The following is a 16617-nucleotide window of genomic DNA, read 5'->3' as shown; positions in this document are numbered from 1 at the left end:
AATGCAAATATATAAATGGATATGATTTTTCAAATACAAATATTATTTTTTTTAATTCATTTAACATTGAGTTAATATTCCTCCTTATTTATTTATAAAGCAGTATAAAAAAAACTTATAAATAATTGGCTGACATGAAATAGTCTGCTATATTTGCAGACTAAAATAAAAATATTATACATATTAAAATTTCACAATGAAAGGAAAAGGATTTGTTAAATTTTTTGCTATTGTTCTTTCGTTAATTTGTCTGGCGGAATTATTTCCGACATTTTATGTTAACCGTATTGAATCTAAAGCAAATAGTTTATCTAACGGAACTGAGGCCAGTAAAAGAACAGAGCTTGAGAAATTAGCTAAAGACACACTGAATCTAGGAATTGTTAAATTAAATTATTTCGATGCTAAAAAGAAAGAAATGAAGCTTGGATTAGACCTTAAAGGAGGTTTAAATTTATTGCTTGAAATTTCTGAAAAAGATTTACTTTTAGATTTAGCAGACAATTCTGAAAATCCTGTATTCAGAAAAGCACTGGATATTGCAACTTCTCAGGAAGTCAAATCTAATGCAACCTATACATCTAACTTTTTCAAGGCTTTTGAATCGGCTAAAAAAGAATTAGGGCAACCTGATTTAAAATTATCTTCTCCTGATGTTTTCGGGACAAAAGATTTATCCGGACAAATTCAGTATAACACTTCTGATGCTAATGTAGAAAAATATATTTCCGGTGTTGTCGAGTCTAAAGTCAATAAAGCTATTGATGTAATTAGAGCTCGTATAAAAAAACTAAATATTGATGAACCTAACATTGCAAGGGTTCCCGGAACCGGTAGAATTTTAGTTGAACTACCCGGGGTAACAGATGCAGATCGTGTTAAAAAACTTTTACAAACTTCAGCAAGACTTGAGTTTTGGGAAGTTTTTGATCAAGCTTCAGTCTGGGCTTATTTAATGGATGCTAATCAAAAAATTGCAAATAATAAATTATCTGCGTTATTAGCTCCATCTAACCGTTCAAATGCTGTAGCTGTTGCTAAAATTCAGGATACAGCTGCTGTTAATCAAATAATTTTCTCAGATAAAGCTAAAAAATTATTACCTGTATCATTAAAATATTCTAAATTCCTATGGGCTTCAAAACCTGATTCTCGTTTTCCTAACGAATTGGAATTATATGCTATAAGAGGTACAAAAAATAACAAAGCACCTTTAGTTGGAGCTGTAACGGAAGCTCATATAACTTTCGACCAATTTAACCGTATACAAATCAGTATGCAGATGAGTCCAGAAAGTGCAGTAACCTGGAAAGATCTTACTAAAAGAAATATTGGAAAACCTATAGCAGTAGTATTAGATGAAGTAGTATATACCGCACCAAATGTCAATACTGAAATTCCTAACGGGCAGTCCATAATCAGCGGTAATTTTAGTGAACAGGAAGCAAATGACTTAGTAGACGTACTAAAATCCGGAAACTTACCAGCCAAAGCTAAAATTATTCAATCTGAAATCGTAGGTCCAACTTTAGGTCAACAATCCATTAACAATGGTTTATTATCTATTGTTGTTTCTTATGTATTTATTTTAGCATGGATGCTATTTTATTATGGTAAAGCTGGTTTATACGCAAATATTGCCTTAATAATAAATTTATTTTTCTTAATCGGAATTATGGCTTCTACAGGAGCTGTCCTCACTCTTCCGGGTATTGCAGGTATCGTTCTATCTATGGCCATGGCAGTAGATGCGAACATTATTATATTTGAAAGGGTCAAGGAAGAATTACGATTGGGTAAACCGTTAAAACAAGCCTTCATGGAAGGTCAAAAGCATGCGCTGGCTGCCATCATTGACGGAAACCTTACTACCCTTATCGTTGGTATAGTTTTGCTGTTCAGCACCGGTCCTATCAAAGGATTTGCTGTTACTTTAGTTATCGGTATATTCTGTACTTTATTTACTGCAATATTTATAACCGGAATGCTTATTTATGGCGCTATGGATAAAGGGAAAACTTTCTCTTTAACTACTAACATAACAAAAAACTGGTTTACTAATGTTCATTTCAAATGGATGGAAAAAAGAAAATTTGCTTACATTTTTTCATTCATTTTAATGATAATTGCTATTGCATCAATCTTTACTAAAGGTTTTGACAAAGGGGTAGATTATACGGGAGGTAGAACATATGTAATCAAGCTGGAAAAAAATATTCATCCTGAAGAAATTTCAAATTCTTTAGAAAAACTTTTTGTAAAGAACGGAGAATCTAATAATATTAATGCAAAACAATACGGGGAAAGTAATCAGGTAAGAATTACAACTAAATACGGTATGGATAGTAACGATCCGAATATAGATGTTGTAATAAGAGAAAAATTATATGAAGGTCTTAAAAGTTTTTTACCTGCCAACTATTCTAAAGATAATTTTGTTAAAGGATCTCCGTATGGTATTCAATCAGCTTCTGAGGTTGGACCAACTGTTGCCAGCGGAATAGTCAGAAGTGGAATTATTGCTGTATCCATAGCTTTAGGAGGTATATTTATTTATATTCTTGTCAGATTTAGAAACTGGCAAATGTCTACAGGTGCTGTTATATCTTTACTACACGACTCTGTAATAGTAATGGGTGTATTCTCAGTACTTAGCTGGGTTAAAATTATACCGTTTTCTGTAGAAATAGATCAATCTTTTATAGCTGCTATTCTTACTATTATTGGTTACTCTATTAATGATACAGTAATTGTATTTGATAGGATCCGAGAAAATAAAAGAAATAACGTTCATCACCTGATGACTCTGGAAGAATTGTATAATGATGCTATTAACCATACTTTAGGAAGAACTATTAACACGGGGGTTTCCACCATTATGGTAACTGTAATAATTTTCTTCTTTGGAGGTGAAAGCTTACAAGGATTTATGTTTGCTTTATTTTTAGGATTTACATTTGGTATGTATTCTTCCATTTATATAGCTTCGGCTCTTTCTTATGATTTAACCAAATATAGTTATGATAAAGAAACGGAACCTAAATTAGCAAAAAACTAATATTAATACTAAATTATAAAAAAAGGACTCAATATCAATTGAGTCCTTTTTTATTTATAGCTAGTTAATAATTTTAAACTATGTGCATTTATATATAATTTAGAAAATGTAACTTTGTAAAAATAAAATTCAAATTGTGAGTTTCGGAGAAATTATTGTCATTATTTTTGTAGCCGTATTGTTATTCGGTCCAGATAAAATTCCAGAAATTGCCCGTGGCTTAGGCCAAGGTGTTAGAGCCATGAAAGATGCTACTGATAATATAAAAAGAGAAGTGATGTCTCAAATTGAAGAGAGCGGTGCTGTTAAAGAAATTGAGGATGAAATTCAAGAGGCGAAAAATACAATGGAAGAAACTATACAGGATTCCAAAAATACCGTTGATGACATGCTGGATGATTCTTTTGACGGCCCGGTAAAAAGATAACTATGAATACATTTGTACGTTGGGATACTGAGCTATTCCTATTCTTAAATAATCTGGGAAGTTCCAACTTTGATCAATTCTGGTTATTTATGACCAATGAATACTATTGGATACCAGTCTATCTAATGATTTTTATTATAGTAATAGAAAAATTTGGATGGAAAAAGGCTCTCTTAATTGGCTTAAGTATTGGCTTAATGATTTTAATTACAGATAATTTTGCTTCATTAATTAAACATTGGATAAAACGTCCAAGACCATGTAAAAATCAGGAAATTGATGGACTTTTCCGATTGGTTATTGATAGATGCAGAGGTAATTATTGTTTTTTTTCTGCCCATGCAGCAAATTCATTTGGTTTAGCAGTTTATCTTTCATCTTTATTTAAGAAGCAACACAAATATTCTACTTATTTATTTTTCTCGTGGGCTGCATTAGTTTCATACAGCAGAATTTATGTGGGAGTGCATTTCCCATTGGATATTATAACAGGTATATTGGTAGGAATCCTTATCGGATGGTTATTTAGTAAATCACAAAAATTTATTATAAAACCTTAACAAATTAATTAATTTATTGATCCTGCGGTTTATGCTTATGCTTAAAGAGTACAGCAAACAATACGGCTACAATTAGAGAATAAGAGGCAAACGTAATCCATATATTTTTCCATTCTTTTATTTCAACGGGATTTTTCAAAATACCATTTTCTCCGAATTCATTTCCTGATAAGAGATTTTTAATAGCTGGATTGTTCAAATCTGTATGTAAGTATGAAAGCAAATCATTTACCTGTGTAAATTCTAAAGTAAAAAACTTTTGAATTATAAATCCACTAATCAAACTTCCGAATATTGCACCAAATCCATTAGTCATCATCATAAATAAACCTTGAGCACTAGATCTTATCTTAGCATTAGTCGTTGATTCAACAAAAAGTGAACCTGAAACATTAAAGAAATCAAATGCCATACCATAGACTATACACGACAATAGTAGCATCCACAGTCCCTGAGTAGGATCACCAAATGCAAATAATCCAAAACGAAAAACCCAGGCCACCATACTAATAAGCATAACATTTTTAATCCCAAATTTTTTAAGAAAAAAAGGAATGGCTAGTATGAACATGGTTTCTGAAATCTGAGATATTGACATAATAAGTGTAGAATATCTTACTATCAAAGAGTTTTGGTATTCTCCTATTAATCCAAAATCAGACAAAAATGTATCTCCATATGCATTGGTTAGCTGCAATGCTGCGCCTAAAAACATACTAAACAGGAAAAACAACATCATCTTATAGTTTTTAAACAATGAAAAAGCATCTAGTCCCAGAATCTGAACCAGTGATTTATTTTGAGATGTATTATTTTGTGGGGGACATTTTGGTAATGATAAAGAATAAATACCTAATAATATGGCAACTGTTCCTGCTATTATAAATTGATTTCCTGATGCTTTATTCCCTGATAGGTTAGTAACCCACATAGCTACAATGAATCCTATAGTACCCCAAACCCTTATAGGGGGATAATCCTTTACAATATCCAGGTTATTTTTTTCCAGAGCATTATAAGATATAGAATAAGTTAATGCTATGGTTGGCATGTAAAATATCATTGCTACTAAAATTGCCCAGAAAAATGTAGATGAGGTCTCTATAAATGGAATTGCCAGAAATGTAATTCCTCCAAGTGTATGAAGGATTGCATATAATCTTTCAGCGTTAATCCATCGGTCTGCAACAATACCACATAAAGTAGGCATAAAAATAGAGGCTATACCCATGGTCGAAAATATGGCTCCGAATTCAATATTTCCCCAGTGTTTGGTCTCAAACCAATAATTTCCAATGGTAATCATCCATGCTCCCCAAATAAAAAACTGAAGGAAAACCAAAATAATCAAACGAAGTTTTATACTCATTTTAGCTGTTTTTAATTATATGCAAATAATCCTATTTCTAATTTTGCTAATATATAAATATTTTACAGGTAAAGATTACAAATATTTATGATTTATTCTAGGTTTCATTAAGATTGTCTTACCCATTTGATCAATTCTTTAAAACTGATTTTCTTACCGTACATTAATATTCCTATTCTATAAATTTTTGCTGCAGAATATATCATTGCAAAAACAGAAATTATCATAATTATAATTGAAATAATAAGTTGCCATGCCGGAATTCCATAAAAAGCACGGGTTACCATGACCATCGGAGATGTAAAAGGAATCATACTTAACCAGAAAGCTACAGGACCTTCGGGATTATTTATAATAGTAATACACCCGTAAGCTCCTAGCATTAGTGGAACTACAATTATCGGCATAAATTGTTGTGTTTCCGTGTCATTGTCTACGGCAGCACCTATTGCCGCAAAAAAAGAGCTATAAAACAGATATCCTGCTAAAAAGAAAAATAAAAAAACAAAAATTATTAATGGATAGTTTAAACCTAAAAGACCATCTATTGTATTTTTTACCTGAACCTGAGCATCATAATTAATTAATTCGTTTATTCCGTTTTGATGAGGATTCATCATTAATTCTTTTCCTAAAAATATCTGTCCGGCAAAAAGTAAAACCATGGTCATCATAATCCAAATACTAAACTGGGTAAGTGCTACCAGTGTAGTTCCTAGTATTTTCCCCATCATAAGTTCAAAAGGCTTTACTGATGAAATAATTATTTCTACCACCCGGTTATTTTTTTCTTCCATCACGCTTCTCATAACCCGAGTACCATATATGATTATAAACATTAATATAACATACATCAGTGAAAGAGCCAATATGTCTTTAACTGATGAATTTATATCTGACTTACCGTCCTTTAAATTCATTATTTTTAAGGAAATGTTTGAAGATAATTTCTGAATATCTTCTTTTTTAAGTCCTAATTGAATTCTTCTTTTATTTTCAATAACTTTATTGATATTAGACTCAATGGAAAATAATAATGATTTATTAAGATTTTTATTGGTGTAAAACTGAATATGAGTTTCCAGATTATTGAAAAGAGAATCATGTACATCCGGAATATAAAGGAGCGCATCAATAGATTTACCTTTTATTAAAGAATCTTTTAATGCTTTTAAATCCTTTTGTTCATAAAAATTATATGTATGTTTTTCGTCACTTTTAAATTCTGGATAGAATTGATTTGTCACGTCTATAATTGCTACTTTGGAATTAGTTTCATTAATTTTAACCATATAAGCAACTATTATTCCAGCCAATAAAATTAAAATAGGAGCTAAAATAGTTATTATTATAAAGGATTTTTTTCTGGCTTGAGTCAAAAACTCCCTATTCATTACCAAAAGTATATTTTTCATATATATTTGTTAGTTTTAACTGCATCTATAAATACTTGATTCATACTCGGTATTTCTTCATAATATGAAATAATATCTCCTATCTCTGATAATTCATTGATCAAAGTTTTTGAGTCTTCACGGTCTGAGATTTTAACTGTAAAAGAATACGTATCTTCATCCTGAGATATATTTTCTAAGCTTCTTAGAAGCCTGAAATTATTAATTTTATCAGAAACAATATTTGCAAGAGATACTTTGAATTTTCCTTCTTTAAATTTATGCCTTATGTCTTTAACAGAACCATCTAAAATTTTTTCAGAATTGTTCAATAAAGCAACATTATCGCATAATTCTTCTACCGATTCCATTCTGTGAGAAGAAAATAAAATGGTAGTACCTTTTTCTTTAAGTTCTAAAATTTCATCCCTTATCAAATTAGCATTAACAGGATCAAAACCACTAAAAGGCTCATCAAAAATCAATAATTCAGGCTCATGCAAAACCGTAACTACAAATTGTATTTTTTGAGCCATTCCTTTGGATAACTCACTCAATTTTTTATCCCACCACTTTTCAATATGTAATTTATCAAACCAATATTCTAATTTCATTTTAGCAGTCTTCTTGCTCATTCCCTTTAATTGAGCCAGATATATTGCCTGCTCCCCAATTTTCATATTTTTGTATAACCCACGTTCTTCCGGCATATAACCTATCTGTGAGATATGTTTTTCTTGCAACGGTTCTCCATTAAATAATATTTCTCCGCTATCCGGTTTCGTAATCTGATTTATAATTCTTATAAAAGTAGTCTTTCCTGCACCATTGGGACCTAATATTCCATAAATACAACCTTTAGGTATATTTATACTGAAATTGTTTAAGGCTATTTTATCTTCATAAGCACGTGTAATATTTTTAGCCTGAATAAAGTAATCCATTAATTTTTTATATAATTAGTCTTTCAAAATTACTAAAAAGTTCCCTACATTATGAAAAATTACCGTTATTAGTAATTTTATATATTTGCCTAACTAATATTGGTAAAATGTATATCTGTAAATTACTGCTTTTTAAGTTATTGTTTTTTGTAATTTTAATGAGTAATTTTTCTTTTCTTGAAGCTCAAATCAACGTATATAAGCTTTTGGAAAAAACCCGTGAACAACACAAACTAAATTCTACGGATTATTTGAGTTCCTATCAATATTTTGCCTATGATAAGTTTTATATTGATGAATTTAATTATAATTTTTCTTCACATATAGATTCAATTTCTTTACCCGATCCTAAATTTGATGAATTATATATTCTAGGTGAAAGAATTTCAGAACATAAATTTGATAAAAAATACGGAAAGAAAAGTAATATAATTGCTAATAAATTATCTGGATTTAAAGAGCCATTTTATGATATACCAGATCAAATAATTAATCAAGAAAATTATCCAGATGTATTGACAAAAAATTTTTATTTATATAATTTTTATCTCACTGATAGTTTGTTGTTAAACAACAGAGATACCTACGTGATTTCTTTTAATTCTAAAAAAAAGCTTCTAATTAATGGAAGCAGAGGTAAATTATTTATTGATAAATCTAGTTATGCTCTTGTTCATTATTCAGGAATTGAATATTCAGATGAGTTTACAAGATATTTTGATTATACATGGGAAAATTATCAAAGCGTCTGGTATCTGAAAAATAAAATTAATAAATTTAAGCTGTATTCTTTTGATCTGTCTAAATTTATGAAAGGTATAAATCAAAAAATAATCATTACTCCCTGGATAGTTGTTGAATCAACTGTACATGATTTTACTGATAAAAATAAATTTACAAAAAAAGATTTTAGCGGGTATTCATATGAACTTGACAAGAATTTTGATCAAGATACAGAAAGTAAAATTTCAATTTATAGAAAAGATTCTCTTACTAAAAGAGAAAGTAATACCTATAGCTCAACACATTCACTTTTTGATATTTTTCCAATTGAAAAAAATATGAAAATGATGAACACTTTGAAAAAAGGAGAATTTTCTTTGGGTAAAATTAATCTGGATATTGAAAATGCCTTATCCTATAATGATTTTGAAGGTTTCAGGTTTCAATTAGGTGGAAGAACCAATTATAATTTTAATAAAAATTACAGTTTATACGGTTATACAGCTTTAGGAACTAAAAATAATAATCTTAAAGGAGGCGCTGGAATTACTTTCTTTATCAACAAGCAATATGATGGAAAATTAAAATTTAAATTAGCATCAGATGTAAATCCCTTTTCCAAAAATATTTCAAGATATCCACGGTCGATGAATCAGATTAAAGATCAATTGAACTTTTTACAAAATCCAGTATTTTATGATTATAGAAAAGCAGAAATTTCTTATGAACAAGACATACTAAAACACTTTACCACTTCCATAAATATTGATTATCAATTACAAAAAAGCGAATTTAATTATAATTATAAAACATATAAAAGTACCCATTGGTTTAACCAATTATCTACTTCATTAAATATTAAATATGCACCTTTTGCTACTTATATGCAAACACCTGAAGGAAAAAAAGTACTAGATGATAAGCCTATATATTTTTACCTGACTTATTCTAAAACCTGGAAAATCATAAATTCTGATTTTGATTATCATAAATTAGATTTTTCAACTGATATATCTTTTAAAAATAAATGGGGATTAAGTAATATATTTGTTAATAGTGGAATAATCAAAGGTGAAACAACACTTTGGAACTCTTACGGAAGTTTTGGAAATGCAAAATCGGGTAAAAATATATTTGATAGATTTTCAGCGAAAGGAGTACGTTCTCTTGAAACTTTACCTGCCGATAATTTTTTTGCAACTCAGTATTTTACAGTTTTTTTAACGCATACTTTTCCTGATATAAAACTTTGGGAAACAAAAAAAATATCTATTGCTATTGTTTATAATGCGCTTTTGGGAAGATTAGAACATAAAGATATTCATGCATTTACATATTTATGTGTTCCTGATAACTATTATCACGAATCAGGAATTGAAGTAAATCGATTAATTTCTAATTTTGGATTAGGATTTTATTACAGACTAGGTGCTTATAGTGAAAAAGAGTTTAGTAATAACTTATACATGAAATTAACTTTTAACTTATTTAAATAAATACTCCTTTAATATAATAATTAGATAGAAAACATTATTTTTGCATTATTATAAATAATCATGAAAAAAATTTTCTTTTTAACATTATTCTTTGCCTGTGTTTATTTTTGTAATGCTCAGGAAACTATAATTAAAATTGATTCTGCTACAGGAGGAAGACTTTCTATAAGTGGGGAACAAGATATTTTAAAAATGATTGATGATGGCCAAATCTGTAAAAATTTAGCCTCAATGGCTCATTCTTCAGATTCCGATTCTTCCAATAACTCTAATGCAGGAACAGGAACCGGTAAAAAAACTCCTACCAGACCGACTACTCCTAAAAGTGTTTGTGGAAAGAGAAACGATATACCGGGATTTATGATAAAAGTAGGAGAAGCTAAGACCGAACAGGATTTTAATGATTTAATGTCTAAGTTTAGAAATGAATTTCCTGAATTGCGCGTTGAAAAAAGTTATCTTCGTCCAGACTGGAGACTCTTAGCAGGTGATTATTTTAAAAAGGAATCTGGTCAGGCTGATTTGAAAAGAATCAGGAAAAGTTTTCCTACAGCTATGTTAATTAATTGGCGAATTTACTGTAACCGGGCAAAATAAATAAAAAAAGAGATTGAAAATCAATCTCTTTTTTTATTTTAATTCACTTCTTTCCCTTCATTATCATAATATTCAAATAAGAAATCATTATATGGGAATCGCTTAGTATGAATTTCTTTAACCTTTTCATAAATAAGCTTTTTCATATCTTCATAATTCTCTTTAGTTAAAGCTGAAATGAAAACTGTAGGATATTGTGATTTAGCCATCCATGTTTTTTTCCAGTCTTGTAAAGAATAATTTCTTCTGGTTACAGGAGTTAAATCATCTTCATCTTTCTTTTCATAAGTGAAATTATCTATCTTGTTAAATAACATAATGGTTGGTTTATCCGCACATTCAATTTCAGCTAAAATTATATTAACTGAATTGATATGATCTTCAAAACTACCGTGGGATATGTCCACTACATGAACAAGTAAATCCGCTTCTCTGACTTCATCCAGAGTTGATTTAAAAGATTCAACTAACTGAGTCGGCAATTTTCTAATAAATCCTACGGTGTCTGTCAACAAAAATGGCAAATTGCCAATTACTACCTTTCTCACGGTTGTATCCAAAGTCGCAAAAAGTTTATTTTCCGCAAAAACTTCTGACTTACTCAGTACATTCATAATTGTTGATTTACCAACATTGGTATATCCAACCAATGCTACTCGTACCAGCTTTCCTCTGTTATTTCTCTGTGTAGCCATTTGCTTATCAATAGCCTTAAGCTTTTCCTTAAGTAAAGATATCCTATCTCTGATAATTCTACGGTCTGTCTCTATTTCCGTTTCTCCTGGACCTCTCATTCCAATACCTCCTTTCTGTCTTTCCAAGTGTGTCCACATTCTGGTCAAACGAGGAAGTAAATATTCGTATTGGGCCAGCTCAACCTGAGTTCTGGCGTAAGACGTCTGAGCTCTCTGAGCAAAAATATCCAAAATTAGATTAGTTCTATCAATAATTTTTTTATCTAATTCTTTTTCCAGATTTTTTAATTGTGAAGGTGATAATTCATCATCAAAAATAATTGTATCTATTTCGTTTTCAGAAACAAATTGCTGTATTTCTTCAAGCTTTCCTGTTCCAACAAATGTACGCGGATTGGGTTTATCTAATTTTTGTGTAAATCTTTTAAAAACTTCTGCCCCTGCTGTATTCGCTAAAAATTCAAGTTCATCCATATATTCTGAAAGTTTTTCTTCGTCCTGACTAGGAGTTATTAAACCAACGAGAATAGCTTTTTCATAAACGTTTTCTTTTTTTTCTAACATAAATGTTTTTCTACTTTTTTTATTTTTTAATGCAGTCAATTTATTATAATTTATTCTATCTTAAATAAATCATTAATTAAACGTGTGAAAGTTTTATTTTACATTTTATAAGGTTTGATTAAACAATTTCAAAAACTATGCAATAAAAATATTAGCTAAAATATATATAAATATTACAAAGCCTTTGGATAACAGCAACAATCTGTCGTATGATCCATAACTATACCAACTGCCTGCATATGTGCATATATAATGGTACTTCCGACAAATTTAAATCCACGTTTTTTTAAATCTTTAGATATTTTATCCGATAATTCAGTGGATGCTGGCACATCGCAACTATTTTTCCAATGGTTAATAATTGATTTGTGACCTACAAAATCCCAAATATAATTGCAAAATGTTCCAAATTCTTCTTGTACTTTTAAATATTTCTGAGCATTGATAACAGTAGAATTTATTTTTAGCCTATTACGTATGATTCCCTCATCTTGCATAAGTAAATCAAGCTTTTCCTGTGTATATTCAGCAATTAGATTAAAGTTAAATCCATCAAAAGCTTTACGAAAGTTTTCTCTTTTTTTCAATATGGTTATCCAGCTTAAACCAGCCTGGAATCCTTCAAGTATAAGAAATTCAAACATTAATTTATCATCATGAACCGGAACCCCCCATTCATAATCATGGTAATTTTTATAGATTTCATCTGAACCTACCCAAGCACATCTTTGTTTCATCTTTATTAGTTATTTTTTGCCTGGTTACAATTTACAAAATTGTATTTATTTATTTACTTTTGTTTCTGATTCCTGTTCTTCTTCTGTTAATATTTCTTCAATTGTTTTTTTAGGTTTATTCTTATCATAAATTAAAACATCTGGAAAAATATCCTGCCATTTATGTAACTGTTCTTCTTCACTCCAGTCAAATTCCTCTAAATATCTTTGCCGTTTAGGTACTTTACTTTCCGGATAAATTTTTGATTCGGCATTAATCTGACAAGAAACGATATCCATTTTTCTATTTATAAATTCACCTTGCAATATTCCACATATGGAGCGTGAAATTCCTGTCCTTACCTTTTCATGGGTTTTTGAGTTTTCCTCCTCAACGTAGGTTATTGATTCAGCATTTCCTTGTAAATCAACAAAATGCAATTCTTCATTTTCAAAGTAGGCATGTAACATCCTTCCTTTTGCCTGATTAAATTCAAACTTAGGCGAAAGTGAGTCTACTTTGCTAATTACAAATGCATGATTTCTACCATAAATAGAATCAATTGCCTGGGTTTTAATATTCATATATGCGGATAAGGTATCTGCTACTAATTGTCGACCACCTGAAGACCAAAAAATAGGTTTTTTATAAAAATCTATCCTACCTATAGACTCATGATACACTAATGAATCACTTTTACCTGAAAGATTAGATTTAAAGATTCGTCCATTATGATATCCTCTGATTATGGATTTTTTATTGATATCCTGTGTAGCTATTAAAGTGTCAGAATGCAAATAAAGTGAATCTTTTGTAAATGCTTTGACCATGTAAGGTCTGCCGGTAATTATAGCTGAATCTTTAAACTGGTATACTTCTCCGTAATTTCCTATTATAAAACGTTTTTCTTTAGGTTCTTCAATTTTAACATTTTTAATTCCTTTACCAAATCCCGTTATCTCATTAAAATATAACTCATCACCAGTTAAAACTTTACCCTGATAATTAACTCTCCCGTCTTTCTTTAAAAATGATTCCTTTGTTTTGGTATTATACGTTCCATTGCTACCAGTCACATAAACGGAAAAATCTTTTTTATTATTAATACGAGTAAATTGATCAAAGACAGCAAGCCCCGTATTAGAATCATATTTAATTGATGAACCTTCAATTCTGTAATCAGGAGATTCCAGTATGGAGCTTTCACCTAATTCTATCCTATTTTGTTTAACGTAGTATATTCCCACTTTAGTTCTGGTAACATCTTTTCCTTTATAAATAGTTCCCCAGTTATCAAAATAAGCAATATCTGCGTTTGCATCATAAAACATTTTATCCGTTTCAACCGTTTGATCAGGAGTTACTAATTTGACATTATCGTAAGCTGTTACCAATCGAGTCGTTGCATCATAAGTTAATCTCTCACATACCAATGAAGATCCCTTATCAACAAAATGTATATTTCCTCTTGCCTCTATTGTCTCTTTATCCTGAAAATAAATAACAGAATCTGCTTTTAATTTTGAAGTTTCATGCTCTGCAACAACATTTCCGGAATATATCATATTTCCGTTAAAAACCATTTCATTAACTTCTTCCAAATCAGCATTAACCAAACGAATTTTTTCAGCTTTAGAATTTTTTTTACTAACTGGTAATTTTACCTGAGAAATTAGCAAAGAGCTATGTATAAATAAAAAAAAGAGAAATATAACTCTCATTAATTTAAGCTTTCTTTTTTGCATAAAAATACAACGAGTGACTTTCTATATCAATTCCAAATATTTCTTCTAAAGAATCTTTAATGGTTTGTATTCTAGGATCACAAAACTCTATAACTTCACCGGAATCTAACATCAGAATATGATCATGTTGTTTGGCAAAATAAGATTTCTCATACAAAGCTTGCAATCCATCACCAAACTGATGTTTTTTAACAAGCTTGGCATCAAGAAGAATTTCTATAGTATTATAAATTGTAGCTCTACTTACACGATAATTTTTTTCTTTCATTCTCATATACAACCAATCTATATTAAAATGCTCATCTGTTGAATATATTTCTTCAACTATTGCAAATCTTTCAGGAGTTTTTCTATGACCTTTGTCTTCCAAATATTTACGAAAAACTTCTTTGACTGTCTGTATATTTTTATTGATAGTTTCTGTATTCATAACTAAACTGGTTATTACTGCAAATATAGCAATAAATAAAATATGAATATTTGTATACAATACCATTTAATAAATACTTTTATAGATTATTATTATAGTTAATTAAAAAAAATAGTAATAAATTAAAAAAAAAACTTAAAAAATCATTTTTAGTATAATTTTTGATTAAACCTATGAGCATAATTATTAATCTAGAGTAAGTTGTCCTATAAATGCTCTTAAATAATGCATTCCGAGATGAAAAAGTTTATTAAATTTTTCTTTGTTATATTCTTGTTTTTCGTTAGTTGCCAAACTAATCAACCACAAGATAAAAACTCAGAAAACAGTGGAAAAAAACTGGAGAAAACCACCTTAGGTGGTGGATGTTTCTGGTGTTTAAGTCCGTGCTTTGAAATGTTAAAAGGAGTTTATAAAGTAACATCCGGATATTCTGGAGGAAACAATGAATATCCTACTTATCAAGAGGTATCCAGTGGAACAACCGGCCACGCTGAAGTAGTACAAATTGAATATGATCCAGAAGAAATTTCTTTTTTAGAAATATTGGACGTTTTTTGGTTTTTACATGACCCTACTCAATTAAATAAACAGTTTGAAGATGTAGGAACTCAATATAGATCCGTTATATTTTTCAGATCTGAAGAACAAAAAATACTAGCACAAGAATCACTTAAAAAATCAGAAAAAACGGATTTGTGGTCTGGTAAATATGTAACTCAAATAAGCCCTTTTGCTAATTTTTATCCGGCTGAAGATTATCACCAGCAATACTATAAACAAAATCAATTTTTACCCTACTGCAAATCGGTAATATCTCCAAAAATTCAAAAATTTAAATCTAAATTTTACTATAAACTTAAGCCTGAATTTCAAGATAAATAATTTAAAATTAATTTATAGTTTGAATTAATATATTTTGTATTGAAGTGCTATCAGAGAGTATCATAAAATGCCCTTGATTAGTAATCATATGGTCAACTTTAATATATCTTGCAGGGAAAATTTTATCTTTAGAACCATGTATATGGACCAAATTATCAGGAATATTTTTATTGTCCCATCCAATAACCTGATCAATTGCCCAACGGGTAAATTTTATATCTGTATCATTTAATATCTGAGACATTATAATTTTATCTTTCTTCTCAGTTATTCCAAAAAAGTAAAACAATAAAGAATGAGCTTTAAGAAAATACATATCAGGTATTAAATTTTGTATTTTTAAATTACCAAACCACCTGTAGTAAAAAGGTAATTCATTTTTAGTTTTTATGGTTGATAATAAAATAATCTTTAAAGGTTTTTTATGTTTAGCTACTTCAATTGCCATTATACCTCCAAAAGAAACACCTATAAATATACATGAATCATCTGTTATTTGTGATTGTATAATTCGTAAAGCATAATCACTTATTTTTTCTTTGTATAATGGATGAATCCAATTTATATGGATAATTTTATCACTTAAAACAGATAAATCTAATTGAGAAAATACTCGATAATCTGCACCTAAACCACTAAATAAATATATTGTCATATTAAAAAATTAATTTTCAACTAAAAACCAGAGATACACATATGTCAGTGTTGGTGAGCAATAAAAATTTAATAAAATAAACTATAACACATTATGGGATTTAATCTATTTTTATTATTTATTTGATAATTAATAACCTGCTCCATTATATTATAATTTTTTTATAAACAAATATAATAAATCCTATTTTGATGTGAATATAAAAACAGTAATATTGAGTCTTAAAGAGAGAATATAAAAAAAATTGAATTATTCAAAAACCATCAGAGCGATAGAGCTAGGTATAGAATTGGTTATAGATATAACTATAATGGTTTTTATTGAGTAGTAGAAATAGAATTAAAAAAGATAAATAAAA

General features: G+C 29.2%; 14 protein-coding genes. 6 read left to right on the top strand and 8 right to left on the bottom strand.

The features are described 5' to 3' along the window. The first annotated feature begins 196 nt into the window (after window positions 1-196). The 3 genes from secD (at window position 197) to EQ921_RS12345 (ending at window position 4045) form a co-directional block, all read left to right on the top strand. A complete protein-coding gene (gene secD, locus EQ921_RS12355; protein ID WP_128151900.1) occupies window positions 197-3058 on the top strand; it encodes a protein translocase subunit SecD in 2862 nt (953 codons plus the stop codon). Between the two features lie 136 nt (window positions 3059-3194). Further along, window positions 3195-3485 (top strand): twin-arginine translocase TatA/TatE family subunit, encoded by a 291-nt coding sequence (locus EQ921_RS12350; RefSeq protein WP_228427606.1) that lies wholly within the window; start codon window positions 3195-3197, stop codon window positions 3483-3485. 2 nt (window positions 3486-3487) lie between these two features. Beyond that, a complete protein-coding gene (locus EQ921_RS12345; protein ID WP_128151897.1) occupies window positions 3488-4045 on the top strand; it encodes a phosphatase PAP2 family protein in 558 nt (185 codons plus the stop codon). A gap of 13 nt (window positions 4046-4058) precedes the next feature. On the opposite strand, the gene EQ921_RS12340 is transcribed toward EQ921_RS12345, so the two are convergent. The 3 genes from EQ921_RS12340 to EQ921_RS12330 form a co-directional block, all read right to left on the bottom strand. Further along, the gene (locus EQ921_RS12340; protein ID WP_128151895.1) at window positions 4059-5414 is read right to left on the bottom strand and encodes a nucleoside permease; all 1356 of its coding nucleotides are present in this window, start codon (window positions 5412-5414) and stop codon (window positions 4059-4061) included. Between the two features lie 107 nt (window positions 5415-5521). After that, entirely contained in the window at window positions 5522-6829 is a 1308-nt protein-coding gene (locus EQ921_RS12335; RefSeq protein ID WP_128331873.1) for an ABC transporter permease, read from the bottom strand. Next, complete coding sequence (locus EQ921_RS12330) at window positions 6826-7752, bottom strand: ABC transporter ATP-binding protein (RefSeq protein ID WP_128151891.1); 927 nt, start codon at window positions 7750-7752, stop codon at window positions 6826-6828. The genes EQ921_RS12335 and EQ921_RS12330 overlap by 4 nt, the downstream gene beginning before the upstream one ends. A gap of 158 nt (window positions 7753-7910) precedes the next feature. Between EQ921_RS12330 and EQ921_RS12325 the strand changes: the two genes are divergently transcribed. After that, window positions 7911-9971 carry a hypothetical protein gene (locus EQ921_RS12325; protein ID WP_128331872.1) on the top strand — a complete coding sequence of 687 codons (2061 nt, stop codon included), beginning with the start codon at window positions 7911-7913 and terminating at the stop codon, window positions 9969-9971. 60 nt (window positions 9972-10031) lie between these two features. Further along, window positions 10032-10568, top strand: a complete 537-nt coding sequence (locus EQ921_RS12320; protein ID WP_128151887.1) for a hypothetical protein — start codon at window positions 10032-10034, stop codon at window positions 10566-10568. A 38-nt stretch (window positions 10569-10606) separates the two neighbouring features. Here the strand turns inward: EQ921_RS12320 and hflX are convergent, their stop codons facing one another. From hflX to EQ921_RS12300, 4 genes are all read right to left on the bottom strand, one after another. Then, window positions 10607-11827: a GTPase HflX gene (hflX, locus tag EQ921_RS12315; protein WP_128151885.1), complete on the bottom strand. Its 1221-nt coding sequence runs from the start codon at window positions 11825-11827 to the stop codon at window positions 10607-10609. A gap of 173 nt (window positions 11828-12000) precedes the next feature. After that, the gene (locus EQ921_RS12310) at window positions 12001-12564 is read right to left on the bottom strand and encodes a DNA-3-methyladenine glycosylase I (protein WP_128331871.1); all 564 of its coding nucleotides are present in this window, start codon (window positions 12562-12564) and stop codon (window positions 12001-12003) included. A gap of 45 nt (window positions 12565-12609) precedes the next feature. Beyond that, window positions 12610-14265, bottom strand: a complete 1656-nt coding sequence (locus tag EQ921_RS12305) for an LptA/OstA family protein (RefSeq protein ID WP_164875634.1) — start codon at window positions 14263-14265, stop codon at window positions 12610-12612. Window positions 14266-14269: 4 nt separating this feature from the next. After that, window positions 14270-14719, bottom strand: a complete 450-nt coding sequence (locus tag EQ921_RS12300; protein WP_128153328.1) for a Fur family transcriptional regulator — start codon at window positions 14717-14719, stop codon at window positions 14270-14272. 237 nt (window positions 14720-14956) lie between these two features. Between EQ921_RS12300 and msrA the strand changes: the two genes are divergently transcribed. Further along, window positions 14957-15604 carry a peptide-methionine (S)-S-oxide reductase MsrA gene (gene msrA, locus EQ921_RS12295; RefSeq protein WP_128331869.1) on the top strand — a complete coding sequence of 216 codons (648 nt, stop codon included), beginning with the start codon at window positions 14957-14959 and terminating at the stop codon, window positions 15602-15604. A gap of 7 nt (window positions 15605-15611) precedes the next feature. Here msrA and EQ921_RS12290 read toward each other — a convergent pair whose 3' ends face one another. After that, complete coding sequence (locus tag EQ921_RS12290; RefSeq protein WP_128331868.1) at window positions 15612-16259, bottom strand: alpha/beta hydrolase; 648 nt, start codon at window positions 16257-16259, stop codon at window positions 15612-15614. Between the last annotated feature and the right edge of the window lie 358 nt (window positions 16260-16617).

The organism is Apibacter sp. HY039 (assembly GCF_004023655.1).
GTDB classification, from domain to species: Bacteria; Bacteroidota; Bacteroidia; order Flavobacteriales; family Weeksellaceae; genus Apibacter; species Apibacter raozihei.
Note: the sequence above shows the minus strand (reverse complement) of the source record. Positions and strands in the feature narration are given on the sequence as shown.

What these genes read in the sequence shown, in the direction of transcription:
- EQ921_RS12290 (WP_128331868.1), bottom strand. Translation starts at nt 16,259, where the DNA reads ATGACAATATATTTATTTAGTGGTTTAGGTGCAGATTATCGAGTATTT.
- EQ921_RS12320 (WP_128151887.1), top strand. Translation starts at nt 10,032, where the DNA reads ATGAAAAAAATTTTCTTTTTAACATTATTCTTTGCCTGTGTTTATTTT.
- EQ921_RS12330 (WP_128151891.1), bottom strand. Translation starts at nt 7,752, where the DNA reads ATGGATTACTTTATTCAGGCTAAAAATATTACACGTGCTTATGAAGAT.
- secD (WP_128151900.1), top strand. Translation starts at nt 197, where the DNA reads ATGAAAGGAAAAGGATTTGTTAAATTTTTTGCTATTGTTCTTTCGTTA.
- EQ921_RS12345 (WP_128151897.1), top strand. Translation starts at nt 3,488, where the DNA reads ATGAATACATTTGTACGTTGGGATACTGAGCTATTCCTATTCTTAAAT.
- EQ921_RS12340 (WP_128151895.1), bottom strand. Translation starts at nt 5,414, where the DNA reads ATGAGTATAAAACTTCGTTTGATTATTTTGGTTTTCCTTCAGTTTTTT.
- EQ921_RS12325 (WP_128331872.1), top strand. Translation starts at nt 7,911, where the DNA reads ATGAGTAATTTTTCTTTTCTTGAAGCTCAAATCAACGTATATAAGCTT.
- hflX (WP_128151885.1), bottom strand. Translation starts at nt 11,827, where the DNA reads ATGTTAGAAAAAAAAGAAAACGTTTATGAAAAAGCTATTCTCGTTGGT.
- EQ921_RS12310 (WP_128331871.1), bottom strand. Translation starts at nt 12,564, where the DNA reads ATGAAACAAAGATGTGCTTGGGTAGGTTCAGATGAAATCTATAAAAAT.
- EQ921_RS12305 (WP_164875634.1), bottom strand. Translation starts at nt 14,265, where the DNA reads ATGAGAGTTATATTTCTCTTTTTTTTATTTATACATAGCTCTTTGCTA.
- EQ921_RS12300 (WP_128153328.1), bottom strand. Translation starts at nt 14,719, where the DNA reads ATGAATACAGAAACTATCAATAAAAATATACAGACAGTCAAAGAAGTT.
- msrA (WP_128331869.1), top strand. Translation starts at nt 14,957, where the DNA reads ATGAAAAAGTTTATTAAATTTTTCTTTGTTATATTCTTGTTTTTCGTT.
- EQ921_RS12335 (WP_128331873.1), bottom strand. Translation starts at nt 6,829, where the DNA reads ATGAAAAATATACTTTTGGTAATGAATAGGGAGTTTTTGACTCAAGCC.